The sequence below is a fragment of the Terrisporobacter othiniensis genome (assembly GCF_000808015.1).
In the GTDB taxonomy this organism is placed as follows: Bacteria; Bacillota; Clostridia; order Peptostreptococcales; family Peptostreptococcaceae; genus Terrisporobacter; species Terrisporobacter muris.
Genome location: NZ_JWHR01000115.1, coordinates 96,149 through 121,860 on the forward strand (window position 1 = coordinate 96,149; position 25,712 = coordinate 121,860).

At 27.8% G+C, this 25,712-nt stretch carries 24 protein-coding genes and 1 other annotated feature; of the genes, 11 read left to right on the plus strand and 13 right to left on the minus strand.

Annotated elements, in window-relative coordinates; all coding sequences use genetic code 11:
- The first annotated feature begins 381 nt into the window (after positions 1–381).
- From QX51_RS20715 to QX51_RS14715, 9 genes are all read left to right on the plus strand, one after another.
- Positions 382–552 (plus strand): hypothetical protein, encoded by a 171-nt coding sequence (locus tag QX51_RS20715; RefSeq protein WP_161791929.1) that lies wholly within the window; start codon positions 382–384, stop codon positions 550–552.
- Positions 553–623: 71 nt separating this feature from the next.
- Complete coding sequence (locus QX51_RS14685; protein ID WP_039680641.1) at positions 624–1,094, plus strand: HAD family hydrolase; 471 nt, start codon at positions 624–626, stop codon at positions 1,092–1,094.
- Positions 1,095–1,168: 74 nt separating this feature from the next.
- Positions 1,169–1,354, plus strand: a complete 186-nt coding sequence (locus QX51_RS14690; protein WP_039680642.1) for a hypothetical protein — start codon at positions 1,169–1,171, stop codon at positions 1,352–1,354.
- Between the two features lie 52 nt (positions 1,355–1,406).
- The gene (locus QX51_RS14695; RefSeq protein WP_039680643.1) at positions 1,407–2,384 is read left to right on the plus strand and encodes an SPFH domain-containing protein; all 978 of its coding nucleotides are present in this window, start codon (positions 1,407–1,409) and stop codon (positions 2,382–2,384) included.
- Positions 2,385–2,614: 230 nt separating this feature from the next.
- Positions 2,615–3,082, plus strand: a complete 468-nt coding sequence (locus QX51_RS14700) for a hypothetical protein (RefSeq protein ID WP_039680644.1) — start codon at positions 2,615–2,617, stop codon at positions 3,080–3,082.
- A gap of 260 nt (positions 3,083–3,342) precedes the next feature.
- A complete protein-coding gene (locus QX51_RS14705; RefSeq protein ID WP_039680645.1) occupies positions 3,343–4,707 on the plus strand; it encodes an MATE family efflux transporter in 1,365 nt (454 codons plus the stop codon).
- Between the two features lie 162 nt (positions 4,708–4,869).
- Entirely contained in the window at positions 4,870–5,862 is a 993-nt protein-coding gene (locus tag QX51_RS14710; protein WP_039680646.1) for a catalase family protein, read from the plus strand.
- A gap of 132 nt (positions 5,863–5,994) precedes the next feature.
- Positions 5,995–6,123, plus strand: a complete 129-nt coding sequence (locus QX51_RS21465) for a hypothetical protein (RefSeq protein ID WP_257560493.1) — start codon at positions 5,995–5,997, stop codon at positions 6,121–6,123.
- Positions 6,124–6,226: 103 nt separating this feature from the next.
- Positions 6,227–6,763 carry a hypothetical protein gene (locus tag QX51_RS14715; RefSeq protein WP_039680647.1) on the plus strand — a complete coding sequence of 179 codons (537 nt, stop codon included), beginning with the start codon at positions 6,227–6,229 and terminating at the stop codon, positions 6,761–6,763.
- Between the two features lie 164 nt (positions 6,764–6,927).
- Here the strand turns inward: QX51_RS14715 and QX51_RS14720 are convergent, their stop codons facing one another.
- Complete coding sequence (locus tag QX51_RS14720; RefSeq protein ID WP_052233079.1) at positions 6,928–8,691, minus strand: ABC transporter ATP-binding protein; 1,764 nt, start codon at positions 8,689–8,691, stop codon at positions 6,928–6,930.
- The gene (locus QX51_RS14725) at positions 8,691–10,454 is read right to left on the minus strand and encodes an ABC transporter ATP-binding protein (protein WP_039680648.1); all 1,764 of its coding nucleotides are present in this window, start codon (positions 10,452–10,454) and stop codon (positions 8,691–8,693) included. Before QX51_RS14725 ends, QX51_RS14720 begins: the two co-directional genes overlap by 1 nt.
- Positions 10,455–10,624: 170 nt before the next feature.
- On the opposite strand from QX51_RS14725, the gene QX51_RS14730 reads away from it, so the two are divergent.
- Together QX51_RS14730 and QX51_RS14735 are read left to right on the plus strand one after the other, a co-directional pair.
- A complete protein-coding gene (locus QX51_RS14730) occupies positions 10,625–11,302 on the plus strand; it encodes a response regulator transcription factor (RefSeq protein WP_039680649.1) in 678 nt (225 codons plus the stop codon).
- Complete coding sequence (locus QX51_RS14735; protein WP_039680650.1) at positions 11,292–12,350, plus strand: HAMP domain-containing sensor histidine kinase; 1,059 nt, start codon at positions 11,292–11,294, stop codon at positions 12,348–12,350. The genes QX51_RS14730 and QX51_RS14735 overlap by 11 nt, the downstream gene beginning before the upstream one ends.
- Positions 12,351–12,391: 41 nt before the next feature.
- Here the strand turns inward: QX51_RS14735 and QX51_RS20090 are convergent, their stop codons facing one another.
- From QX51_RS20090 to QX51_RS14790, 11 genes are all read right to left on the minus strand, one after another.
- Complete coding sequence (locus QX51_RS20090; protein ID WP_082007844.1) at positions 12,392–13,684, minus strand: protein kinase domain-containing protein; 1,293 nt, start codon at positions 13,682–13,684, stop codon at positions 12,392–12,394.
- A 90-nt stretch (positions 13,685–13,774) separates the two neighbouring features.
- Positions 13,775–15,388, minus strand: coding sequence for an amidohydrolase (locus tag QX51_RS14745; RefSeq protein ID WP_039680651.1), 1,614 nt, complete (start codon positions 15,386–15,388; stop codon positions 13,775–13,777).
- 152 nt (positions 15,389–15,540) lie between these two features.
- Positions 15,541–16,710 (minus strand): PucR family transcriptional regulator, encoded by a 1,170-nt coding sequence (locus tag QX51_RS14750; protein WP_039680652.1) that lies wholly within the window; start codon positions 16,708–16,710, stop codon positions 15,541–15,543.
- 230 nt (positions 16,711–16,940) lie between these two features.
- Positions 16,941–18,320 carry a YjiH family protein gene (locus tag QX51_RS14755; protein ID WP_052233080.1) on the minus strand — a complete coding sequence of 460 codons (1,380 nt, stop codon included), beginning with the start codon at positions 18,318–18,320 and terminating at the stop codon, positions 16,941–16,943.
- Positions 18,321–18,446: 126 nt separating this feature from the next.
- The gene (locus tag QX51_RS14760; RefSeq protein WP_039680653.1) at positions 18,447–19,571 is read right to left on the minus strand and encodes an alanine/ornithine racemase family PLP-dependent enzyme; all 1,125 of its coding nucleotides are present in this window, start codon (positions 19,569–19,571) and stop codon (positions 18,447–18,449) included.
- Between the two features lie 351 nt (positions 19,572–19,922).
- Positions 19,923–20,161: a binding site (T-box leader), on the minus strand.
- Between the two features lie 136 nt (positions 20,162–20,297).
- Entirely contained in the window at positions 20,298–21,191 is an 894-nt protein-coding gene (locus QX51_RS14765) for a hypothetical protein (protein WP_039680654.1), read from the minus strand.
- A 233-nt stretch (positions 21,192–21,424) separates the two neighbouring features.
- The gene (locus QX51_RS14770; protein ID WP_039680655.1) at positions 21,425–22,267 is read right to left on the minus strand and encodes a CPBP family intramembrane glutamic endopeptidase; all 843 of its coding nucleotides are present in this window, start codon (positions 22,265–22,267) and stop codon (positions 21,425–21,427) included.
- 126 nt (positions 22,268–22,393) lie between these two features.
- Complete coding sequence (locus QX51_RS14775) at positions 22,394–23,770, minus strand: aldehyde dehydrogenase (RefSeq protein WP_052233081.1); 1,377 nt, start codon at positions 23,768–23,770, stop codon at positions 22,394–22,396.
- A 38-nt stretch (positions 23,771–23,808) separates the two neighbouring features.
- Positions 23,809–24,444: a helix-turn-helix domain-containing protein gene (locus QX51_RS14780; RefSeq protein ID WP_152607241.1), complete on the minus strand. Its 636-nt coding sequence runs from the start codon at positions 24,442–24,444 to the stop codon at positions 23,809–23,811.
- Positions 24,445–24,565: 121 nt separating this feature from the next.
- Positions 24,566–24,907 (minus strand): hypothetical protein, encoded by a 342-nt coding sequence (locus QX51_RS14785; protein ID WP_039680658.1) that lies wholly within the window; start codon positions 24,905–24,907, stop codon positions 24,566–24,568.
- 130 nt (positions 24,908–25,037) lie between these two features.
- Complete coding sequence (locus QX51_RS14790) at positions 25,038–25,643, minus strand: DUF4878 domain-containing protein (protein WP_039680659.1); 606 nt, start codon at positions 25,641–25,643, stop codon at positions 25,038–25,040.
- Positions 25,644–25,712 lie beyond the last annotated feature (69 nt).

Consider the following 25,712-nt stretch of genomic DNA (forward strand, 5'->3'; position numbering starts at 1 on the left):
TAAATACACTTATAAAATAATTTAATATCTTATAATTATATTTAATATATAAAAAGGAGTAATAATTTAAATTATTACTCCTAAATCTTATTTATAAATCTCTGGATTATAAAAAACTGTTTTATCAATACCACAATTTTTATAAGAGTGATTTAAGCTACCATCAAATTTATATTTACTTTGTATGTTATTTTATATATTTACTATATTATAATATATGATGTTATGATAAATCTATATAATTAAATATAGAAAAGATTTATTAAGATTTAATTCGAGTCAAATAAAGGTTTCTATGAATATAATATAGAAATAGATGCATTAGTAGGTGGTTTAGGTCAGGAAGTATAAGTAATAATTGATAAGACAGCAGATTTTGGTATGATTGCAAGAGAAGTAAAAAATGATCTTTATATGTTTACAGAAAAAATACCTGGAGATCGAAAACAGGGATTATCCATTGCAAGATGTTTAAGCATTAAACCTAAAAGATTATTACTATATGAAACATACTATGTTTTGTATGTGAAAAATATCATTTTATTGACCTAAACAAACTTTGAGTAAATAATATATTTAATGCATTGTAACTTAAAATTTATAAAAAGTGAGGAAATAATATCATGATTAAGGTTGATATACCAGGAAGAGAAAGTTTAGAGTTGGATAATTTAGTTCTTGATTTTAATGGGACTATAGCTGTAGATGGAAGAATTTTAGAAAATATTAAGAAACCCTTAACTGAATTATCAAAATTAATAAATATATATGTGATTACAGCTGATACATACGGAGTGGCACAAGAAGAGTGCGAAAAATTAGACTTAAAAGTAATTACTATCCCAACTGGATGTGCAGGAGTACATAAAAGTGAGTTAGTGAAGAAGTTAGGACAAAAGTATACTGCAGCAATTGGTAATGGATTTAATGATATAGAAATGTTTAAAAATGCTGAATTATCTGTGGCAGTTATTGAAGGAGAAGGCACTTGTAGTAAGCTTATAATTAATAGCGATATAGTAACTAGAAGTATAGGAGAGGCATTAAATTTATTTTTAATTCCAAATCATATAAAAGCAGATTTACGATGGTAAATATAGTACAATATATTATAATGATATCCTGTAATATATATTTTTAGTCACTTTGTATTTGGGAGGCAATATGATTGAGTTCAAATAAGAAATTTTCAAGCAATAATTTTATTTTATTTCTATATATTTTATTTACAATTTTGTTTGTTGCTGTTTGGATATATCAATTATTTATATCTAAACAGTATGCAATGGGAATAGTATTAACATTTTGGCAGGTTGTTTTTACAATAGCATATTTGTTTTTTGTAAAAGAGTAATAAAAGCAGAGTAAATTTACAGGATATCATTTAATTTTAAGGGGGTAAGATTATGATAGAAGAAAGAATAAAATTTGATGAAAAAGAACTTAAACCTATAAGTGGTTGGATGGGGTTACTTATTGGATTAATTTTAATATTGATTTTCCCGGTGGCAATTTACTTTACAGTAATTAAAGATATAGTTTTTCCAACAATATTAGGAATTATATGTTTAATCTTTGGCATTTTTATGCTTTGTGGATTAAAAATATTAAATCCTAATGAGGCAATTGTACTGGTCTTGTTTGGTAATTACTATGGAACAATTTCAAAAGAAGGTTTTTACTTTGTGAATCCATTTTGCAGTGCTATAAACCCAACTTATGAATCAGCAACACTTAGAATGACTAAGGGAAAAGAGGATGAAGGTAAGGCAGAAGCTACTCTAACATCTGCAACAAAAAAAGTATCTCTTAAAACTTTAACATTAAATAATGGAATACAAAAAGTAAATGATGAAATAGGAAATCCTATAATGATAGGGGTAGTTGTAATTTGGAAAGTCATAAATCCTACGAAAGCAGTATTCAATGTTGACAATTATAAAACTTATTTATCTATTCAATGTGATACAGCTCTTAGAAATGTGGCAAGACTTTACCCTTATGATGTGAATGATGCATCAGAGGAAAAAACTCTTAGAGGATCATCCCAAGAAGTTGCGGATAAATTGAAAGAAGAGTTACAGTCAAGAGTATATGTGGCAGGTCTTGAAGTATGTGAAGTAAGAATAACTCACTTAGCTTATGCTCCAGAAATTGCAGCGGCTATGCTTCAACGTCAGCAAGCAGAAGCAATTATTGCAGCACGTAAAAAAATAGTTGAAGGTGCAGTAGGTATGGTAGAAATGGCCCTTAATTCATTAAATGAAAATGATATTGTAAAACTAGATGATGAGAAAAAGGCATCTATGGTTAGTAATTTATTAGTTGTTCTTTGTGGAAATAAAGATGCTCAACCTATTGTAAATAGCGGAAGTATTAATTAATATATGTAGCTAGATAGTATTACTACTATCTAGCTTTTTTACAAAAATACAAAAGTTATTAATATTAACAAATATTAGATATGGTATTTGGATATAAAATTTATAAATTAATTAGAAAGTTAAAAAAATCAATATATAAAAAAGGAATATTGTAATAAAATATCTTTTTAAAACTTATAATATAATGTAAAATTGTACTTGCATGTTAAAAAATTGGGGGAGATGAAAATATGAAGATGGCTTTCACACAAAAGCAGAGAATGATTGAAGGACTTACAGTATTTACACTAATTGCAATATCAATTTATGTGGCGGTCATGTGGGGCAAAATTCCACAAGAAGTAGCGATATCTTTTGGAATTTCAGGTAAAATAGGTGGTATGGGAGCAAAAACTAGTATACTTTGGAAATTAGCTATATCTTATGGAATATATATAGTGTTTACTATTATATTTTTAAATCCATCTTTATGGGGTATAGGAGATATAAAAAATAAAAAGAAACAACAACAAGCATTTTTACTGGCTGGGGATTTATTTGTATTTTTGAAGTTAGTTCTTGTAAGTATAATGGCATATATAATTTTTTGCATTATCAATAATGTCGATTTAGGATTTATATTTATTCCAATGTCAGCATTTTTACCACTGGCTATAGGATTTAACACTTCATCAAAAATAAAAGCTCTAAGGAATTAGAGTCATGAAGGTTTTCTAAGTAAGGAATAACTTCATGTTTTTTTATTACATACAGGAATAAATTAGGTTGACTTTGCTAATTTAATATAATAGAATAATCATAGTAAAAAGAGCCATTATAGTGGCGTATTATATTTAATTTATAATCGCGGTGCAAAAAATTAATGGTTCAAAAAATAAAATAAAAGTAGTAAGCCAAATAAGTGCACTTAGCGTGCTTATTTGGCTTTTTTATATTGAGAAGAATAGGAGGACTTATAATGGAAAAATTAAATTTATTAAAAGATGATGAGAAGAAAGTTTTTTATCATTATCTAATACCTTCAATATGCTCTACTCTTGTAACATCAATTTATATATTAGTAGATACTCTTATAATTGGACAAGGTGTTGGAGCGGCAGGGATTTCTGCATTGAATATTTTCTTGCCTTTCTTTGCTATATATAATGGTATAGGGCTTATGTTTGGACTTGGTGGAGGAATACTAATATCCATGGAAGATGGTATAGGAAATAAAGAAAAATCAGATAAATACTTTATTTCTAGCTTGATAGCGGTGACAATAATAGGACTAATACTTACGATATTTACAAATGTATTTCTAGAGCAGATATCTTACTTCCTTGGAGCAAATGAAAATAGTATAGGCTTGGTTTTAGAATATGGAAGGTGTATAACTTTATTCACACCAGTATTTATAGCAACTAATTTTTTATCACCAATAATTCGTAATAAAAAGGCTCCCCAATTAGCTATGATATCAGTGATTATAGGAGCTGGATTGAATATAGTATTAGATTATATTTTTGTTTTCCCTATGAATATGGGAATGGTAGGAGCAGCTTTAGCAACTGTTATAGGAAGTTTAACAACAGTGGCAGTTCTTTTAACTCATTTTATATCAAAGAAAAATAGAATAAAAGTATATCCAACATATGCGTCAATTAAGATGATAAAAAAGATAATAGGCTGCGGTGGATCTAGCTTTTTAATGGAAGCTGCCAGTGGATTTGTAATATTTATATTTAATATTCAAATTTTAAAATATATAGGTGATGTGGGAATAGTAGTTTATGGGATAATATCTAACTGTGTAATAGTAGGAATGGCTTTATTTAATGGTGTAGCTCAAGCAAGTCAACCAATAATAGCAACCAATTATGGAGCTAAAGAAAGCAAACGTGTAAAGACAGTTTTAAAATATGCCATGTTTACTACTATTTCAATAGGATGTTTATTATTTGCAGTAGTATTTATGTTCACAGAAGAAGTAATTTATGCTTTTGTAAAAGCTAATGACCAGATTATTTCCATGGGAGTACCAGCAGTGAGAGCTTATTTAAGTGCTTTTTGTATTATGAATATTAATATACTATTTTGTAACTACTTTCAATCTGTGGGAAAAGAAAAGCCATCTATACTTATATCGGCTATAAGAGGATTTTTACTAAACATAATTCTTGTATTAAGTTTACCAGTGGTACTTGGAGGAAGTAGTTTATGGTTTGTTGTACCTATAACAGAAATTATTACTTTAGTTGGAATAGTAATATATATAAGAAAATTAAAGGTCAATTCTTTTAAGAGTGAAACTAAATTAAATAAGTGTGCAATAACTGAGTAAAAAAGAAGTAATAAAAAAGTAAATTATTGAGTAATGTATCTATCACAAGTGATAATGAGGATATATTGATGACTATATGATTTAAGCGAACTTTTGGAATTATTCTTTTGTTTTATTGGGATAATAAGTATTATTTACAAGTACAGCAAAGGAGCAAAATAATTGAGAAAATATAGCACTAATGAGTTAAGTTTAAAAATAGTATCTATATTAAAAGAAAAATTAGATAAGGATTATGCAAAAGGTTTAACAAAAAGAGATGCTCATCCTAAATGTTTAGGACTTTTAAAAGCTTATTTTATTGTAGATAAAAATTTACCTTTACAGTATAGAGAAGGTATTTTTAATAGAGACTATTACAAAGCTTTTATAAGAGTATCTAATTCAAATCCTAAGATAAAGAGTGATAAATATAGAGATATTAGAGGATTTTCAATAAAACTTCTAAATGTTTATGGAGAAAAATGTGTAAAGGATGAAAATTTTACTCAAGATTTTCTTTTCGTTAGTATGAAAACTATGCCTATAGGCACTTTAAAATTAATGTATGATGCCTTATACTATACGATAAAATCCACTCCAGTAATTTTTGTGGCTAAATTGATAAAAAATAAAAATATTAATGCAATTATTGATATTGTGAAAAATATGAAGCATGATACTAGTCCTTTAGATATTAGCTATTATAGTACTACTCCATATATGTTTGGGAATAGAATAGTTAAATATAGCATAATTCCTAAATCTAAATACAAGAGTAGACTTCCAAAAAAACTTGGAAACAATTATCTTACAGAAAATATGCAAAAGCATCTATATAAAGAAGAAGCAGCATTTGACTTTATGATACAGTTTTATATAAATGATATAGATACACCAATAAATGATGCTTCAATTGAATGGGAATCTGATAAATCTCCTTTTGTTAAACTTGGAGAAATAAGAATTCCAAAGCAAAGATTTACAACTAAGAAAAGATTTGATTTGGCAGAAATAATGTCTTTCTCACCAGGTCATAGTCTTCTTTCTCACAAGCCAATTGGAGATATGAATAAAGGAAGAATAGAAATATATAAGGAAATGTCAAAATATAGACATTATAGAAACAAGGAAGAATTATATGAGCCAAGCGATGAAGATTTTGATAATATATGAAAGTTGATGACACCTAAAATATGTAGGTGTCATTTTTTTATCTTAGAATTCATAGTATATATTAGAGATTTCAATCTTCAATTAAATAACTCAAAATATTTTTAATAATAAGCTAAGAGGAGGTGTCAAAAGATGAAAAATATATTAGATTTTTGTATAAAGGACATTTCTTTTGCTAGTTGTGGCGAAGTATTGATTTGGATAGGAACTGGGGTTTTAATTGTTGCAGGTATATTGGCATTAGTTAAAAAGCCAAAGTAGTAAATTGTAGATTTCAACATGGAAAATATAATATAAAAACATTTAATTATATGGTAATATAGTAAAGAATTATAATTGTTGGCAATAGAGGATGTGACAGAAGATGAAAAAATTAGTAGTAGTAGGAATAATATTTTTATTAATAACAAGTTTTAATAATTCTTATTTTAATAAGTATATGGAAGAAGGAAAAAAAGCAATAATTAATGAAGAATTTATTAAGGCAAAAGATTTATTTAAAAAAGCTGTAGATAAGAAGTCTGATGACAAAGAAGCGAGGGCCTTGTATAAGCAATCAGAAATATTGTTAGAAGTAATAAATCTTGAAAAAGAAAATAGCTTCCAAGAAGCTATAGACTTATGTCAAAATATAAATAACACTGATAGTGAAGATAGTATCATAAAGGAAGTAGCAGAAAAAATAAAAAATGAAAGTAACAATTATTTGAAGAATTTAAAAGAATATGAGAATAATTTGAATATAAGAATAAATGAAGGCAAGCTTCTTATGAATAGTAGAAGTTATTTCAAAGCTAAAGAAATCTTTACTGAGATTATTAAAGAAATAGAAAATACAGATATTTATTATTTACAATTAGATGAAGTTAACAGATATTTAGATATTTGTGAAAATAAATAGAAATAAAAAATCCTAAGAAATACGTTGTTAGAAATTCTTGGGATTTTTTGCGCATATATATAAAATTATGATATTATAGTTCTTTTAGTTCTTTTTCTTATAAAAATTTCCTTACAATAAAAAAAGTGCTACCCAAAAAGATTAGCACTTTTTTCAGTATATTTTTAGCTGGCTTTTTCAAATTGACTATTGTACAATTCTGCATAAAATCCATTAGCAATTAAAAGCTCATCATGATTTCCACTTTCAATAATATCTCCATCTTTCATAACCAAGATAATATCGGCATTTTTAATAGTTGATAATCTGTGAGCTATTACAAAAGATGTTTTTCCAACTGTTAATTTATCCATAGCCTCTTGAATTAATATTTCTGTTCTAGTATCTACAGAGCTAGTTGCCTCATCTAGTATTAGTAGTGGTGCATTTTTAACCATTGCCCTTGCTATAGTTATTAATTGTTTTTGTCCAGCAGATAAATTAGTATTATCATCTAATATAGTGTCATATCCATTAGGCAGAGTTCTTATAAAGTGGTCTATTCCCACTGCCTTACAAGCTGCTACTATTACAGATTCAGAAACATTTTCTTTATTATAAGTTATATTATCTCTTACTGTTCCTTCAAATAACCAAGTATCTTGAAGTACCATACAGAATAAATCATGAACAGCTTCCCTACTTAAATCTTGAATAGGTGTTTTATCTATTTTTATAGTGCCACTATTTACATCATAAAACTTCATAAGTAGATTTATTAAAGTAGTCTTACCTGCCCCAGTAGGTCCTACTATTGCAACTTTTTGTCCAGCCTTAATATCAACTGAGAAGTCTTTTATTATTAATTTACTTTCATCATATCCAAACTTAACATGCTCAAATTCAACATTACCTTTAATATTGTCTAAAGAAGTTTTCTTATGACTTTCATCATTCATTTCCTCTTCTCCTAAAAACTCAAATACACGTTTACATGCAGCTGAAGTCGATTGTAGTGATGTTGCTGCTTGTGCAAATTGAGTAAGTGGCTGTGTGAAAAATCTAATATACATCATGAATGCTACTATTACACCAAATGTTATTTTGTCGTTGAATGCAAGCATTGCTCCAACAACACAAACTGCCACATATCCAAAGTTTCCTATAAACACCATTAAAGGCATCATAAGGCCTGATATAAATTGTGATTTCCATGCACTATCACGAAGTTCATCATTTATATTTTTAAATTCTTTATTTATTTCTTCTTGTGCATTGTATACTTTTATTACACTGTGTCCAGAATATGTTTCTTCTATATGACCATTTATCTTACCTAAAAGGTTTTGTTGTCTTTGGAAGAATTTTTGAGATCTTGATACTATTAACATCATTAAAGCAAAACCAATTGCAGTTGCTACTATTGCTGTAATAGTTAAAGTTACATTTGTTTTTAACATCATAAATAAAGAACCTAAAAATAAAGATACTCCACTTACTAAAGCACCCATACTTTGATTTAATGTTTGTCCTATTGTATCCACATCGTTAGTCACACGACTTAAAGTATCACCAACAGTTGTTTTATCATAATATTTTAATGGTAATCTATTTATTTTTCCTGTTATATCGCTTCTAAGTTTTTTACTTGTTACCTGAGTTACTGTAGCCATTATAAAACTTTGTGAGTAAGATAATACAATACTAATAGCATATAATATAGCCATAAATATACCTACTTCATAGATTTTATCCATATCGATACCTGTTATTATACCTTCTGTAATTATATCTGTAATTTCACTTAATTTTTCTGGACCATAAACTGTAATTACGGATCCTCCTATGGCAAATATTAAAGCTAAAACTAAATATATAGCATGTTTTTTCATATATTTAATAAGGTCTAATAGTCCACCTTTAGAATTTGATTTATTTTCTTTACGCATTAAGCTAACTCCTCCTTTGAAAGTTGAGAATATGCTATTTCTTGATACACTTTACAATTTTTCATAAGTTCTTCATGGGTTCCCATACCTACTATTTGACCTTCATCAAGCACTATTATTTTATCTGCATCAATTATAGTACCTATACGTTGGGCTACTATTAAGTTTGTAGCACCTTTTGTTTCTTTTTTAAGTACTGAACGAAGTTTTCTATCTGTTTTATAGTCAAGAGCTGAGAAAGAATCATCAAATATGTATATTTTTGGCTCTCTACAAATTGCTCTAGCTATAGATAGTCTTTGTCTTTGACCTCCTGATACGTTTGTACCACCTTGTGATATACTTGATTTATAAGTATCTTCCATTTTGCTAACAAACTCTGTTCCTTGAGCTATATCTATGGCTTTTTTAATATCTTCATGAGAATATTGTCCTTTACCATTATCTCCATAAGCAACATTTGAGCTTACGTTTCCTGTAAATAATACAGCCTTTTGATGAACATATCCTAAAATATTGTTAAGATGTTTTTGTTTATAATGTTTTACATTAACTCCACCAACCAAAACTTCACCTTCACAAGTATCATAAAATCTTGGTATTAAGTTTATTAAAGATGTTTTACCACTCCCTGTTGCACCTATTATAGCAACAGTTTGACCAGCTTTAGCTTTGAAGCTTATATCACGAAGTACATATTCTGAATCTTGTGCATCAGGATATCTAAAGCTAACATTTTTGAATTCTATTTCACCTTCATCTGTAGTATGTTCAATGTTTCCATGTCCATCAATTATACTTTCTTTAGTATTTAGAACTTCCAATATACGTTTAGCAGAAACACTTGCTCTTGGCATCATTATAAATATCATTGTTAACATTATAAATGACATTATAACTTGCATTGAATAAGATGAAAATACTATCATATCACTAAATAATGTTATTTTATTTTCCATAGATGCGTCATTTATTAAATATGCACCTATCAAATATATGGATAAAGATAATATATTTAATACAAACATCATTCCTGGCATAATTAGACCCATAGATCTATTTATAACCAAATTATTTTTTGTTACTTCATTATTTACATTTTCAAATTTTTCATTTTGATAACCTTCTGCATTATATGCACGAACTACACGTATCCCAGTTAAATTTTCTCTAGTTACTAAGTTAAGCTTATCTGTTAAACCTTGAACTTTCTTAAATCTTGGCACAACAAATACCATTATGATTGCTATTAGTAATATTATAGTAAATAGTGCTATACCTGTTGCTGTAGTCCATTCCCAACCTTTACCTAGTATTTTACCTATAGCCCAAATTGCTGTTATAGGAGCTTTCATTATTAATTGAAGTCCCATAGCTACTATATTTTGAACCTGTGTTATATCATTAGTTGAACGTGTTATTAAACTGGAAGTAGAGAATTTATTTATTTCTGCCATTGAAAATCCTTCTATTTTATCATATACATCTGCACGAAGCATCCAAGATAGGTTTGAAGCTATTCTTGCTGCAAAGTATCCCACTATGAATGATGCTACTAAACTTCCTAATGCACATAATAACATATATCCTCCAGACTTTAATATTTCACTCATTTCACTACCTGGCATCTGAACTAACATTGTAATTTCAGACATATAATCTGGGAGTTTTAAGTCAAGATATACTTGTGCAATTACAAATACAAAACTGCAAAGTATAAACAACCAGTCTTTTTTAGTTAAAAACTTTAATATTTTTATCATTGTTGTATTCCTTTCTATTTAATTAAAATTATATGTTGAAATTTTATTAAACAAAAATTAACTAAAGATTAATTAAAGATGAACTAAAAATGAACTTTTTTATTTTATGTTTATAAATATTGACTCGTATCCATAATCTAATATAATAAAAGTTGCAAAGGAGGGATACAATGATCGATATATTATTAGTTGAAGATGATGATAAGCTAAATAAATTATTTTATACTGTACTTTCTAAACAAGGCTTTAATATACATAGTGCCAAAGATGGTATTGAAGCCTTTAATATAATGGGAAATAACCATGTGGACTTAATTATTTCAGATATAATGATGCCTAATATGAATGGTTACGAATTTACTGAATCCATTAGAGAATTCGATGCGGAAATTCCTATTTTAATGATTACTGCAAAGGATGACTTTAAATCAAAGCAAAAAAGCTTTTTAATTGGCATAGATGACTATATGGTAAAGCCTATTGATGTAAATGAAATGATATTAAGAGTAAACGCTCTTCTAAGAAGAAGTAAAATAGTTCATGATAAAAAACAAGTTGTGGGTAGTACTGTTTTAGAATACGATGCTTTAAGTGTAACTGTAAATGATGAAACTATAGTTTTACCTCAAAAAGAATTTTATTTATTATATAAATTATTATCTTATCCAAACAAAGTATTTACTAGAAATCAACTTATGGATGAGATTTGGGGTGTAGATAGTCCATCTGATCTTCAAACTATAGATGTACATATTAATAGACTTCGTAGAAATTTTGAAAATAATCCTGATTTTACAATCGTTACTGTAAGAGGCCTTGGATATAAGGCGGTAAAAAATGAAAGCTAAAAATAAAAAAGCACTTCATTTTTGGGGACCTTTTATAATCAATATTTTTATAACTTGTTCTGTTACTTTCTTTATTGTTAGTATCGGATTTTCTATAGGTACAAGATTAGATATAGTTAATAATGAAAAGTTAAATACTTTATGGGGTCTATTCTTATTTATCTCAATTAATGTTACATTAGCTTCTATTTTTACTTGTATTATAGGTGCATTAACTAATAATTTTATGAAGCCTTTAAAAAAACTAATTGAGGCTACAAATGAAGTTTCTAAAGGTGACTTTTCAATAAGACTAAGAGAATGTAATGTTCCTCCTACAGTTTACGAAATGAATACTTCTTTTAATAAAATGGTAAAAGAATTAAGTAGTATTGAAACTTTGAGAAATGACTTTATCGTAAATGTATCTCATGAATTTAAAACACCAATAGCAGCTATCGAAGGATATGCCACATTATTGCAAGATAGTGATTTAAGTGAAAATGAAAGAATTGAGTATACAAAAATTATTTTAGATAGTTCTAGACAGCTTTCTTCTCTTTCTGGAAATATTCTTAAATTATCAAAACTGGAAACTCAAGAAATTATTCCTGATAAAAAATACTTTTCTTTGGATGAGCAATTAAGACAAGCTTTATTACTATTGGAAACTCAATGGTCAAAGAAAAATATTGATATTGATATGGATCTTAAAACAACTAACTACTATGGTAGTGAAGATTTATTAATGCAAGTTTGGTTAAATATTTTTGGTAATGCTATTAAATTTACTCCTGAAAATGGACTTATTGTTACTACTTTAAAAGAAGCACCAAATGGCATTTGTGTTTCTATTAGCGACAATGGTATTGGTATGGGTGATGATGTTAAAAATAGAATTTTTGATAAGTTTTATCAAGGAGATAGGTCGCGTAATTTTCAAGGAAATGGTCTTGGCTTAACTTTAGTAAAAAAAATTTTAGATTTGTGTAAATGTGAAATAAATGTAATAAGTAAGATAAATGAAGGTACAACATTTAATATATATCTTCCTATTGAAAAAAAGTAATCTTAAGGTATTATCACAATTGTGGTAATACCTTTTTATAATTATTCACTTTCCACTTCTGGACTAGGTGCTTCTGGTGTTGTATTTTCGCTTCCAGAGTTATCATTTGAAGGCGGTGTAACTTCAGGAGTTTGATTCACACCATTATTTCCTTCATCTGGATTAGTTATTGTACCTCCTGAACCTCCGGTGTTGTTTGGTTTGTTTGGTTTATTTGGTTTACTTGTATTATTACTACTGTTATTATTTGAATTATTGTTACTAGAACTACTACTATTTGAATTATTATTGTTTGAACTATTACTGCTTGAGTTATTATTGTTTGAGTTATTATTTGAACTATTGCTCTTATTTAAATCACTAGTAGAAGAGTCCTTTTTACTAGATTGATTATCTTTTTTATTAGAAGTAGCAGTTTTATTTTTATCAGTTTTGTCCTTTTTATTTTTTTCTAATAAATCATATCCATAAACAGCAGCTCCTCCCACTATAACAATGGCTGCACAAACTCCAAGAGTTTTTCCTAACTTACCTTTTTTTCTTTTCTTTCTAGGTAAAATTTCTTCTACATCATAAGTTTCATTACTTAGTTCACCATATTGTAAATATGATTTTAAATCTAGTATAAATCTATCTATATTACGATATTTACTTTCTAAATTGTTATTTGTAGCTTTTTCTATAATGGATACTAAGTTTTTATTAGATATTTGTTTTTTGTAATTATTAGCTTCAAAAGTTAATTTTCCAGTTAATAAACTATATAAAACAACTCCTAAATCATAAATATCTTTCTCTGGATTAAATTTCAGTTCTTCAACTTTTGTTTCTTCATCTTCCTGGGATAGATAGGCAAACTCTTTATTTTCTAAGTATGATAAAATATCTGCTTTAACTATATCTTTAGAGTTTATAAATATGTTGTTTAAGCTTAAATTATTAAATAACATATTTCTGTCATGAAACTCTTTTAAGCCCTGTGATACAGTTTCCACTATTTTAAGTGCTTCATTTTCTTCAAACTTTTTACTAGCTAACTTTTCTTCTAAAGAAATTCCTTTAAAATACTCACCTTCTATATAGTAGTACGTTTTTCCACACCCACTGTACTTAAACATATTGTTCACATGAATTAGATTAGGATTTCTTATAGTTTTTAGATTGTCTACTTCTTTTAATAAATTATTTATATATTCCTCATCTTGACTTTTTCTTACTAGAACTTTTAATATTACTTTTTCCTCAGTAGTTGCGTGAACTGCTTTATATGTATCAGCCCATTCATTTCTTGTCATAAATTTTCTTTTTATATATGTTTCATTAAAATACTTCATTGGATTCCCCTTCAATTACTAAATTCTTTCATATAATAATTTTACCAATTTAATAATATTTGTAAATATTTATATGAACAATCCTTAATTTTACATTAAAAAAAGAGTTGTTGCATAATAATTTTTTATTTCTTCACTTGGTACTTCAAGTGGGTTTTTATCTAATATAACCATATCAGCATATTTTCCTACTTCTAAGCTACCTTTTATATCTTCTTCAAAATATCCGTAAGCACCATTTATAGTTACTGCTTTTAAAGCATCCATAGCACTTATTTTATGTTGCTGCCCAAGTACTCTTCCACTTTGAGTTTTTCTATTTACAGCATTATGCATACCTAATATTTGATCTGGCATTTTTACTGGTGGATCTTGGTGTAGTGTAAACTTTAATCCTTCTTCTTTTGCCCAACCAAGCGGAGATATGTTTTGAGCTCTTTCTGGTCCAAATACTGATTCATAGTGATAATCTCCCCAGAACCAAACATGGTCATTGAAGAATGTTGGTTCAGCTCCTAATTTAGCCATACGCTCTAATTGATCTTTTCTTATAGCTTGGCAGTGAACTAATACAGGTCTTAAGTCTGTTGTAGCAGTTGTATTTCCTGTTAATTCTAAAGCTTTTTTATAACATCTGAAGAATTGATCTATTGCTGCATCTCCATTTGAATGAGTATGAACTTGCCAGTTATTTTCTATACACATTTTGTAGTATGCTACCATATCTTCATCAGTTTGAGTAGGATATCCAAGGTAATCAGCAGATTCACCTTCTGGAGCTTCATAGTATGGCTTTGTTAACCATGCAGTTTTTCCTTGTGGAGAACCATCTAAGAAAGCCTTTCCTCCACCAACTTTATAGTGGTTAACGTAGTCTCTTTTAGGAGTTCCTTCATTTGTCTTCATTAATTGTTCAGTGAAAGGCATTAATGCATATCCTAATATATCTATTTTTAATTTATCCATTTGACCTGCTACTGTTAACATCTGATCATATCCTGGGTCTAAACTTGCATCTTGAGCAGTTGTAATTCCAAGTTCAGCATATAAGTCTTGAGCTCTAACTAAACTATCTAAAACTTGTTCAAACTTAGGTGCAGGAACTATACCTTTTTTATCCTCTGCCATAATTGCATTTTCTTCTAATATACCATTAGCTTCTCTTGAATCAGGACTTACAGTTTGTACAACTCCACCTTCTGGTACTACATAATCTTCTCCAGCATAACCATATGCTTCTAGTCCAAATGAGTTAGTGACTGCTAAATGTCCTGATGCATGTGTACAATATATTCCTATTTCTGTACTTACATCATCTAAATCAAATTTAGTTGGATGTTGTTTATCTTCAAATTTAGTATTATCATATCCAAACCCTATTACCCAAGCACCTTCAGGTAATTTTGTGTTTGCTATATAGTTTCTTATTCTTGATTTTATTTCTTCTACTGAAGTAGCATCTCCAAGTTGAACTAATAATAGAGTTTGAGCTATAGCTGCTATATGTCCGTGAGGATCTATAAATCCTGGAATCATAGTTTTTCCTTCTAAATCTATTTTTTCAGCATCTTGAGCTAAAGCTAGTACTTCTTCATTAGTTCCTAATGCTTTTATTCTACCATCTTCAACTAATATAGCTTGTACAATAGATTCGTTTTCATCTACAGTAATAATATTCCCATTAAAATAAATTGTTTTATTCATATTGTCAACCTCCATATGTCTTTTGTAATTTGCATAATCAGTTTGAATAATCTTTCGCTCTGATATATTTCTATAATGCCACTAATTACAAATTATCACCATATGGATAGGGACATAATTATTTATCCATTTGCACAAAAGTATATAATTTACTATATTATTTGTTTAATCATAAGTGAAATATAAATTTTATTTTTGTCTCCTATATCAGAAAAATTAACATCTAGTATCTCTTCTATTTTCTTTATTTTATATTTTACTGTATTTCTATGTATATAAAGCGCATTTGCCGTCTCATTTATTCTACAGTTATTTTCATAATAATTTATTAATAAGTCTACATAATCTGTATTATTAAGTTCATCATAAACTATCAAATCACCAATTGTATTCTCATAAAAGCTCTTTATTATCTCTTTATCTTCAATTGATAGTAACAGTTTATATACTCCAAGTTCATTTGGTCTTATTTTTACATTGTTATTTCGTAACAATTTATTTATTCTTGCTATTTTTTTTGATTCTTCATAGCTTTTATACATGTTTTCTATTTTTCTATTTTCCTTGTCTACTCCAATATAAAAATTAAAATTCTCAAATTTTTTACCAATTTTTATGTATATGTTTTTAATTATATCTTTTATTTCATCATATCTTTTATTGTAAAATAAGATAACTATGGAATTTACCATATTCACACATATGTATTGACTTCTAATATGACTAAGCTCTTCATCAATATATGATATTATATATGATGTATAGTCTTCTACATTATATGTTTTCACATCTTTTGCTTCAATTTCAATCAAACTTATTGTATATTTCCACTCTGTTTTGTAACCTAGTTTTCTAAACACAGGTAAATATAGATCTGTTTTCTCAGGTAAAAATATAGCATCTTTTATTGCATTTGATACTTCTGTATATTTTTTTTCTGATTCTATAATATTTATAGTTATATCTTTCATAGTATTTGACATATCAACTCCCCAAGGAGCTACAAATAAAGGGAAGTTATGTGTATTACAATAATCAATCAAATCACTACTAATGTTTTTAATATATTTTCCTATATAGACAATAATAGCACTTGCACCTTTTTCATTTGCTTTTGCAACTAAATCTAATAAATCTCTTTCATTTTTTATTCCCAGTCCTGTAGTAAAAGCAAATTCATTTCCTTGCAAAAATCCTGCTGATTCAATACTTTCAACTATTTGAATCCATCTTATTTTATTTTTTAATCCATTTTCTCCACATGCTAATTCTACTCCATGCTTTTTTATTTCTTCATATAAAGAACTCAAACCTACTGACATAGTACTCTCCTTCGTGTTTCCATATACTATATTTATAGTAAATAAATAATTATTTCTTATAAATATCTCTTAATATTTTATACTTATTATAAAATATTACAATAAAAATATTCTTTATCTAGTAAAATTTGCATTTTTAACTAGCTTAATTTTATATTTTATCAAAAAACATATAAAATTCTTACAAAAAAAGATATCACATTCATGTGATATCTTTTTACTTATTTTTATTAAAATAACATATGAGCTATAGGTGTTATAACTAAAAGAGATATTACTGTTCTTATTAAGAATATTACCATTAAATCTTTTAATTTTAGTGGTATTTCTGATTTTAATATAACTGCACCTGTTTCAGTCATATAAACTAATTGAGAGATAGATAATGCACCTATTACAAACTTAGTTATTTCTGCAAATCCGTCTCCACTTACCATTACTGATGGTATGAACATATCTGTAAATCCAACAAGTACTGCTGGTGCTGCCTGAGCTGCATTTGGTATTTGAAGTAATTCTAATACTAATATTACTGGATATGATATCCATGTGAATACTGGAGTAAACTCAGCTAAAGCTAGAGATATTGTTCCCCATGCTAATACCAATGGTATTAGACTTATATATATATCTACTATATTTTTAAATCCGTTTACTATTATTTCATTAAGCGTTGGTGCTTTGGCAGCTCTATTCATTGCATTGTTTAAACCTTGTTTGTATAATCCACCTTCTTCATTAATCTCTTCTACTTCGTAAGGAACATTGTTGTAAGTTTCATTTTTTATTTTACATAAAGGATAAATTCTTGGAAGTATTAATGCACAAACAAGTGATGCTGCACAAACTGTTAAATAAAATGGTACAAATTTATCCATAAATCCAAGTTGGTCTGCTATAACAGTAGAGAAAGGTAGTGAAACTAATGAGAAACAAACTGCTATTATACAACTTTCTTTTTTGTTATAGAAGCCTTGTTTGTACTGAGTATTTGTTATCATTATTCCTAAAGTTGCATCTCCAAGCCATGAAGATAGTGTATCTACTGAAGCTCTTCCTGGAACTAAGAATAAAGTTCTCATAAATTTAGATATCATTGTTCCAAAGAAATCCATTAATCCAAAATCTAAAACTAAAGGAAGTAAAAATCCTGCTATTAAAAATAATGCTATTAAACTTGGCATAATTCCTAAGATTACGTGACCTGTGTCTTCAGAAATTATAAATTCTGGTCCCACATTTGTGTATATCATAGCCATAAACACTGCTCCAACTATTCTGAAGAATAACCAAAATGGTGGTACATCTAATATGTTTTTGAAAAATTCATTTTTTATATTTATAAATTTTGCTACAAGTGATAAAACTGCTGATCCAACAATTATCACTAAACATATAGTTGGTACATAATCACCTATGGCAAGTTTTAATAATTCTGAAATAAATCCAACACCTATATTTACTGGTGATACATCTGCCACATTAAATATTTCTCCAAAAGGTAATGGTATGATAAATAAAAATAGTCCCAATAATGATGGTATAAAAAATTTTAAAAATTTCGAGATACTACTCGTCTGTTCCAGTGTGTAATTTTGCTCTGTATTCATAATAATTCCTCCGTAAATTTCATTTATGATTTTTGTATTTTTTTAATAATTTTAATTATTCCAATAATTCTTTATAGTTTCCATAGGTAATTTATTAGAATTTTCATTTAAAAACTTTTTTAATTTCTATGCGTATTCTTTCTCTAACTCTTCCAATTGAATATAATGTTTGTTTACATATTTTGATGATGTTAAGTAAAGTGCATTGGAGTAAAACATTCCAAAACTCATAATATCTCCCACTTGAAAATTAGTGTCTGAATCTTGTATATCTACTATAAGATGATCACTGCTACTACCTACTATTTCAACATTTTCATCTAATGGTACCAAGTCTCTATCATTAACAAAATCTTGTTTTCCTACTGCTAATATTGCTCTTTTTCTTATCCCCTTGTCTTCATAAACAGGTTTATTTCCAAAGGCATCTAAGAACATCTCTCCTATGGGATATGTAGGTTTTTCTTTTATTTCTATTACTTCAGCCTTAAGAATCATGGTATCTTTATGCATTTTATCTAAATCATAACCCCAATAATCTATCAAATCTCTGCCTATTATTAAGGCTTCTCCTATTCTTAGGTTATTTATTTTAGATGGCATTTTATTATCAAATAATAGTGGTAGAGATGTTGTTGATCCCCCTGATATTATGTCTAGTTTTCTGCCTATTTTATCTTCAATATCTTGTGCTATTTCACATAAATAACTTAAATTCTCATGAGATGGTTTGATTGATCCATAGCAGCTTAAATTTGTTCCTATTCCATATAATTTTACATATTCCAAATTATTTTCAATGTATAAAGTAATATCTATGAGTTCTTCTTTATTAAAAAATCCCTCTCTCAAATCACCAAGGTCAACCATAAGAATTATCTTATGTTCTTTCTTTTGCTTTTTGCACTCTTTTTCAAGCAAGTTAATTGTATTTATTTCTGAATTTAAAGATATATCAATATATTTAACTACTTCTTTTATTTCATGTTTCATAGGCATTCTTATTAACATAGTCTCTTTTTCAATATTTTTTTCCTTTAAATCAGTTAGTTGTTCTATTCTAGAGCTAGCCAAGTACTTGCAACCCCCATCAGCTAGTACATTTACAACTTCTTCATCTGCATTTACACCTTTTATAACACCTGCTATACTTATGTTATTTTTATTACATAAATCTACTAAGTATTTTGTGTTATCTGCTATTTTATTAAGATTTATTTCTAAAAGTGGATAATTTTTTGTAGTATCCATGACCATCCCCCTGTTCAAATAAAGTTTCTTTACAATAAAAATTCGCTTCACTCATGTCGCCAACGGCCTACAAACCAGGTCCGTTGCTCCGTTAAGCAGTTGGAATTTATATTTTATCCACAGAACATATAAAATACAAATTCCTTAAAATAAAAAAAGTCTCCTGGCTTTAAAAACCAAGAGACGAAATATTCCGTGTTACCACTCTTATTGATAAGTTCTACAATTAGCATTTCAGAATATTGAAAATTTTCAGTTTATAATAATTACAAACTAATAATTTTATTTCTTCTGAGTTAGGTGTTTTAACAAAATACTTTTTTGTATTAAAAAAGTCCCTTGGTTATAAAACCAAGAGACGAAATATTCCGCGTTACCACTCTAATTGATAAAATTCGCTGCACGTAAGGTACTGCAAATAAAACTTATCCACTCTAATCCCTTAAGGCGGGAATTACCTAATATCCTACTATTAGTTCAGATATTCTTCTCCAAAGCTCTCTTCAATATAAATGTTGTTACTAGGCTTCCACCAACCCCCAGCTCGCTGAAACACGATTCATATCTACTTTCTTTTTCATAGAATTTAAGTTATATGTTATTTGTTAATTATAATTTTATATGTATTCTTTTCATTTGTCAATATATATTTTTTTTATTATGTATCATTTTTCTTTAATTAGACATTGTCCACGTATTACAATAATAAAAACTAATTACCACAGCCTATTTTGCTTCAAATACATATTTTGCAGTATAAGATTTTCCACTACTTCCATCCTCAACTTCATTTGCAAAATAATTTATTACAAGTCCGTATAAACCATCTTCATTTACTTTCTTATATTCATCATTATCTTTGTTTACTAAATATAAATCATCCACATCATTTTTGCTATATAATTCATTTTCATAAATTATCACATTATAATTCATTATTTTTTCATCTGAGTTGTTAATATGATCTAATACTTCCAAAAAGTCATCTGTAGTATTATCATAATATGAGTTTACATCGTAAGTTTCTCCAGAATATTTTTCTACTACAACATTATATTTCTGCTCATCTATAGTAATTTGATAAGACTTATTTTTATTGTGATCAATCATAAAATAAATTAAATCACTTATTTTCCCATCTTTATTATAAAGTATTCTTGCTCCTTCTAAAGGAACATCACTATCAATATTACACTTTTCTTTAATTTCCTGCCATTCCAAGCTTAGATTTTTCACATTACCATTAAAATTAAAATTCTTGTCTCTGTATTCTAAATAATTACTAATTCCATTTGTAATACATGACACACAGAGAATAATAAGTCCCCACATGGCGCATTTATTTTTCACAATTTTATTACTTCTGTCTTTGTTTTTCATAGCTAAATAAAATATAAGATAGCCCACTGGCAAATAAATATATACATATACTTTTTCCATAAACGGAATATTAAAACTAAAAGCTCCTAAGAGATAAAATCCTATCATTTTTAAAACAAAATATTTTTCATTTTCTTCTTTATATTTGTAAATTTTTATTAATCCAATTATTGCTACTACAGTAATTATTATTTCCATCCATTGACCTATTAAGATTATTTCTTTAAAATCAATATTCATATTTTGCCCCCCTAATTTATTCTCTCTTAAAATTATAGTTTATGTATTTATATTTATAAACAAAAAGAAAGAGATTTATTTATCTCTTTCCAAATAATTAGCTATATCTTTAATTATAAACTTACTTACTGTTTTTGACAAAACTGACTTATAAGATTTATTCTAGCTTAATAAATAAAAGAAGCTACTGTAATATTCACTTAAAGCTACCACCTTTAATAAGTTTTACAATGTTACAAGGAAGGTACTTCTAATCTTGTCTTCTCTCTTTTTAAATACTGTTTATTTTTCATAACAAACCTAATAAATATTATAATTGTTATAGTTGTAAGTAACATACCTGATATGAAGTACACCTTAATATCATAATTAGTTATAACGTTTATCTGCTCATTTAAAGTCCCTTGAAAATAACCTACACTTATCATAGTTCCTGCTATTAGATTATTTAAAAAATGCACAGCAATTGGCACTATCAAATTATTATATTTTCTGTATAAAACACAACATGTAACTCCAAATACTATCGCACCTAATATAGCTAAAAGTTCATGACCAATTCCAAATATTACAGATGATATGACTGCTGAAGTAATAAAACTCAACTTTAGATTTAATCTTTTGAAAACAATTCTTCTAAAAATCATCTCCTCTAAAAGAGGTGCCAAAATCACTACACTAATAAGGAAAAATACTAACTCTTTATTGGTACTTGGATTCCCAAAAGTATCATTTGCCGCCTCCAAGGCCTTAGTCATATTAGTACTGGCTAAAAAACCTAAACTTAAGTTAGAAAGACCTATGGATAAAAATATTTGAGTTGCCACCACTATTAATATTTCTTTTATGCTAGCAATTTGTTTAAAATTACTCCATCTTTCTTTTACTAATTTTGTATTTACTCTACCAAACATAGAAATAGCAATTAGCACTGCTAAAGGTAAAATAAATCCTAACATTACATCATTTATTTCCATAGACAAACTATAAAGTGAATAAATTATGTATCCAATTGTTACTAAAATTTCAGTTCCAATCCATATTAGAACCATTTGCCAGATTTTAATTTCTTTCATTTTGTACTCCTTAAAGTATTTATTCCACCCTAATTTATAACTATCATACTATGATTTTAGCATAGCGTATCATTTTATACCTTCATACAAAATAAATTCTATATATTGTTTAATTATAGTTATAATTTACTTCATTACCCTCTTAATTAAATTCACCTTTTCTTTGTATGGTGGGAATACTAATTTAAGGTCTATTTTAGTACTTTTTTTCACTATTGATTTTGTGTGGGTAAATGTTTCAAAGCTGGCTTTTCCGTGATAATTACCCATACCAGATGTTCCTACTCCACCAAAAGGCAGATGAGCTGATGCCACGTGGCTTATGGTATCGTTGACACAGCCTCCCCCAAATGAAAATCTAGTTATGACATCTTCACAAAAGTCTTCATCTTCTGAAAATACATATAGTGCCAATGGATTTTTATGTTTAGAAATATAATATTTTAAATCTTCCATATCTTTGTATTTTACCACGGGAAGTATGGGACCAAATATTTCATCACTCATGACACTGTCATCTAGTGTTACATCCCTAAGAATAGTTGGAGAAATATATCTTTGCTCAAAATCCACATCTCCACCAACTACTATTTTTTCTTTATCCTGTTCTAAGATATTATTTAGCCTATTCATATGTCTTTCGTTTATTATTCTCCCAAACTCTTTATTACTTTTAATATCTTGACCATAGAACTCATTTATTGTATTTTTAAATTCATCTATAAGCTCTTCATAAATATGTTCATGAGCTAAAACATAATCTGGTGCCACACAAGTTTGTCCCGCATTTGTTAGTTTTCCCCAAAGTATTCGCTTTGCACTGATTTTTAAGTTGGCAGTATTATCAACTATTACAGGAGATTTTCCACCAAGCTCTAAAGTTACTGGTGTCAAATGTTTACTGGCTTTTTCCATAACGATTTTCCCCACATTTACACTTCCAGTGAAGAATATGTAGTCAAATTGTAAATCTAAGAGCTCACTATTTACTTTGTAATCACCTGTAATAACTGCTATGTATTCTTCTTCAAAAATTTCTTTTATTATTTTTTTCACCATAGTTTCTGTAGCCGTTGCATATTCAGAAGGTTTTAAAATTACTGTGTTTCCTCCTGCTATAGCTCCAATTAGAGGCTCTATAGTTAGTTGGAAAGGGTAATTATATGGTCCTATTATAAGCACTGCGCCATAAGGTGATTTATAGATGTATGATTTTCCAGGAAGTTGCGCTGCATCATTTTTTACCTTTTTAACTTTTGTCCAACTTTTTAAGTTTTTTATGGCAAAATCTATACTTCCATAAACAAATCCTACTTCATTGGAATAAGCTTCAAATATATGCTTTCCTAAGTCTTTATTTAAAGCATCTATTATTTCGTCTTCATATTTTTTTATTACGTTTTTTAATTTTTTCAAATTATCAATTCTTTTATCAACAGTTACTGTTCCAATATCACACAAATATTGTCTTTGTTTTTCTAATATGTTTTCAAATTTATTCATAATTAACCTCTTTTATCTATCTTTTCTATTAACCTCTTTTATCTATCTTTACTCCCAAAATCCAATTTTATAACATTATCATTATAAGATTTTGAAATTTGCTTATTTTTATTTTTTCCATATTTTCTTTCAACCTCTTCCAGCTTCAAATTTATAGTATTTAAAACAGCTTTTCTTATATCTAAATATATCTTTTCTTTCACTTCTTGTTCCTCAAGATATCTTGATATATTTTCCAAAGGGCTCATATTCTCTTCCTCATGAGAAAAAATCTCATCTATAACTCCAACAACATTTAAATCATCATTAAGCTTTATACAATAATCTATAAGTTCTTCTTTGCTACTTTCACGTAAAAGTGTGTACTTAGCATCAGATGAATGCAAATTTATCTCTATTTTTCTAGCACATTTTTCTGCCTCTTTAGCTAGCATTTTACTAAATTCTGAAGGCTCTTCTGGAGTTAAGATTATCCCCGTATCTGAACATACCTCCCAAAAGTCCATTTCTAATTCATCCATTATTTTTGTTAAAATAGATGCACTAAAATCACAAGTTTCTTCTTCATACTGAGCTATAATATATTGACTAACATCAATTCTTTCTCCTAATTCTTTTCGTGATAATTGCATATCCTCTCTTTTTTCTTTTAATTTTTGCCCTAAATTATTCACTTGTTTTACCTGCCCTTTTTCTTTATTCTCATAAACATTATACACAAGTTTTTCATGGATTTAAAATTAATATATAAATTCTTTACAATAAAAAACAAGCTACCTTAATTTAGCTTGTTCTTTATTCACCTAAATTTATATCCTCTTCTGCTAAATCCACATCTTCATTTGCAGTAACTTGAGATCTAGCTTTAATTTCTCTTTGTGCAACAAGTGCTTGCATTTCAGCTAGTAGTAGGCCTAAAAAAACAAGGAATATGGCTAAATCATCTTCGTCCAACTCTTCAGCTAAACTATAGGATAATGTGGCAGATAATACTATAAGTTCCGCATAGCTAAAGTCTGAAAGCCTTTTGTTTTCACTACTACTTTTATCGCTACTTTTTTTTGATTTGCAATTTTTACTTGATTGGTTATTATTTGTATTATCTGTGCTTTCTCTTTTTTTCCTTTTTTTAGCCACCTTACTTTCCTCCTTGCAATTTATATATATGTAAATTATAGTTTATTTTCTTATGACTATGTTTTAATTTACAAAAAATAGTACCCCTTTAATGAGTACTATTTTGGTTATATAATTATGAATTTGTTTTTTACTTACTAAACATAACACTTTCTTTTTCATCAGCTTCCCCAAGTAATAAGTTAGTAATATTCTCATCTGATTTTATCTTCCATTCATTATCTTTTTTAGTTAAGTTGATTTGTCCACTTCTAGTTTCTGCTTTACTACTTTTAATTTTTTCTTCCAAGTTTTTTTCCACATCAGCTTGTTTTACTTCTTTACCATTAAAAGTGTCTGCTATACTTTCTTCCATAACAGCCAATAATAAATTACTATAATTAGGTGCTTTAATTTCTACCTTTACTATTGCTTTATCTTCATTTACCTTTTCCGATAATACTTTTGCATCTATCTTAGAAAGATACATTTTTAATGATTCATCTAATTTTTGGCCGTCTTCTTTCTTAGATGTCTCTGATGTTTCATCTTGTGTAGATGTTGTACCAGTTTCTTCGTTTAATATTTCATCTGAAATTGTATCTTCTATAAGTTTTTGTGCTTCCTTACTGTCACTTTTCTTTATGGATGAAAAATAAGTATTTACCACATCTGTTGGCGTTTCACTTTTGCATCCGGTCAACATCATTGGTATAAATAGCATAATCATAAGTAAAGCTAATACTGTTTTTTTCATTTGTTTTATCCCCTTTGTTTTTATATTTTCTTTGTCATTTCCCCTGATTTTGTTGTATTATTTATATCT

Coding starts and splice junctions, on each gene's coding strand:
- QX51_RS14695 (WP_039680643.1), top strand. CDS start 1,407: ATGATAGAAGAAAGAATAAAATTTGATGAAAAAGAACTTAAACCTATA.
- QX51_RS14700 (WP_039680644.1), top strand. CDS start 2,615: ATGAAGATGGCTTTCACACAAAAGCAGAGAATGATTGAAGGACTTACA.
- QX51_RS14720 (WP_052233079.1), bottom strand. CDS start 8,691: ATGCGTAAAGAAAATAAATCAAATTCTAAAGGTGGACTATTAGACCTT.
- QX51_RS14755 (WP_052233080.1), bottom strand. CDS start 18,320: ATGAATACAGAGCAAAATTACACACTGGAACAGACGAGTAGTATCTCG.
- QX51_RS14765 (WP_039680654.1), bottom strand. CDS start 21,191: ATGAATATTGATTTTAAAGAAATAATCTTAATAGGTCAATGGATGGAA.
- QX51_RS14715 (WP_039680647.1), top strand. CDS start 6,227: ATGAAAAAATTAGTAGTAGTAGGAATAATATTTTTATTAATAACAAGT.
- QX51_RS14725 (WP_039680648.1), bottom strand. CDS start 10,454: ATGATAAAAATATTAAAGTTTTTAACTAAAAAAGACTGGTTGTTTATA.
- QX51_RS14685 (WP_039680641.1), top strand. CDS start 624: ATGATTAAGGTTGATATACCAGGAAGAGAAAGTTTAGAGTTGGATAAT.
- QX51_RS20715 (WP_161791929.1), top strand. CDS start 382: ATGATTGCAAGAGAAGTAAAAAATGATCTTTATATGTTTACAGAAAAA.
- QX51_RS14750 (WP_039680652.1), bottom strand. CDS start 16,710: ATGTCAGTAGGTTTGAGTTCTTTATATGAAGAAATAAAAAAGCATGGA.
- QX51_RS14760 (WP_039680653.1), bottom strand. CDS start 19,571: ATGGATACTACAAAAAATTATCCACTTTTAGAAATAAATCTTAATAAA.
- QX51_RS14730 (WP_039680649.1), top strand. CDS start 10,625: ATGATCGATATATTATTAGTTGAAGATGATGATAAGCTAAATAAATTA.
- QX51_RS21465 (WP_257560493.1), top strand. CDS start 5,995: ATGAAAAATATATTAGATTTTTGTATAAAGGACATTTCTTTTGCTAGT.
- QX51_RS20090 (WP_082007844.1), bottom strand. CDS start 13,684: ATGAAGTATTTTAATGAAACATATATAAAAAGAAAATTTATGACAAGA.
- QX51_RS14790 (WP_039680659.1), bottom strand. CDS start 25,643: ATGAAAAAAACAGTATTAGCTTTACTTATGATTATGCTATTTATACCA.
- QX51_RS14735 (WP_039680650.1), top strand. CDS start 11,292: ATGAAAGCTAAAAATAAAAAAGCACTTCATTTTTGGGGACCTTTTATA.
- QX51_RS14775 (WP_052233081.1), bottom strand. CDS start 23,770: ATGAATAAATTTGAAAACATATTAGAAAAACAAAGACAATATTTGTGT.
- QX51_RS14770 (WP_039680655.1), bottom strand. CDS start 22,267: ATGAAAGAAATTAAAATCTGGCAAATGGTTCTAATATGGATTGGAACT.
- QX51_RS14705 (WP_039680645.1), top strand. CDS start 3,343: ATGGAAAAATTAAATTTATTAAAAGATGATGAGAAGAAAGTTTTTTAT.
- QX51_RS14745 (WP_039680651.1), bottom strand. CDS start 15,388: ATGAATAAAACAATTTATTTTAATGGGAATATTATTACTGTAGATGAA.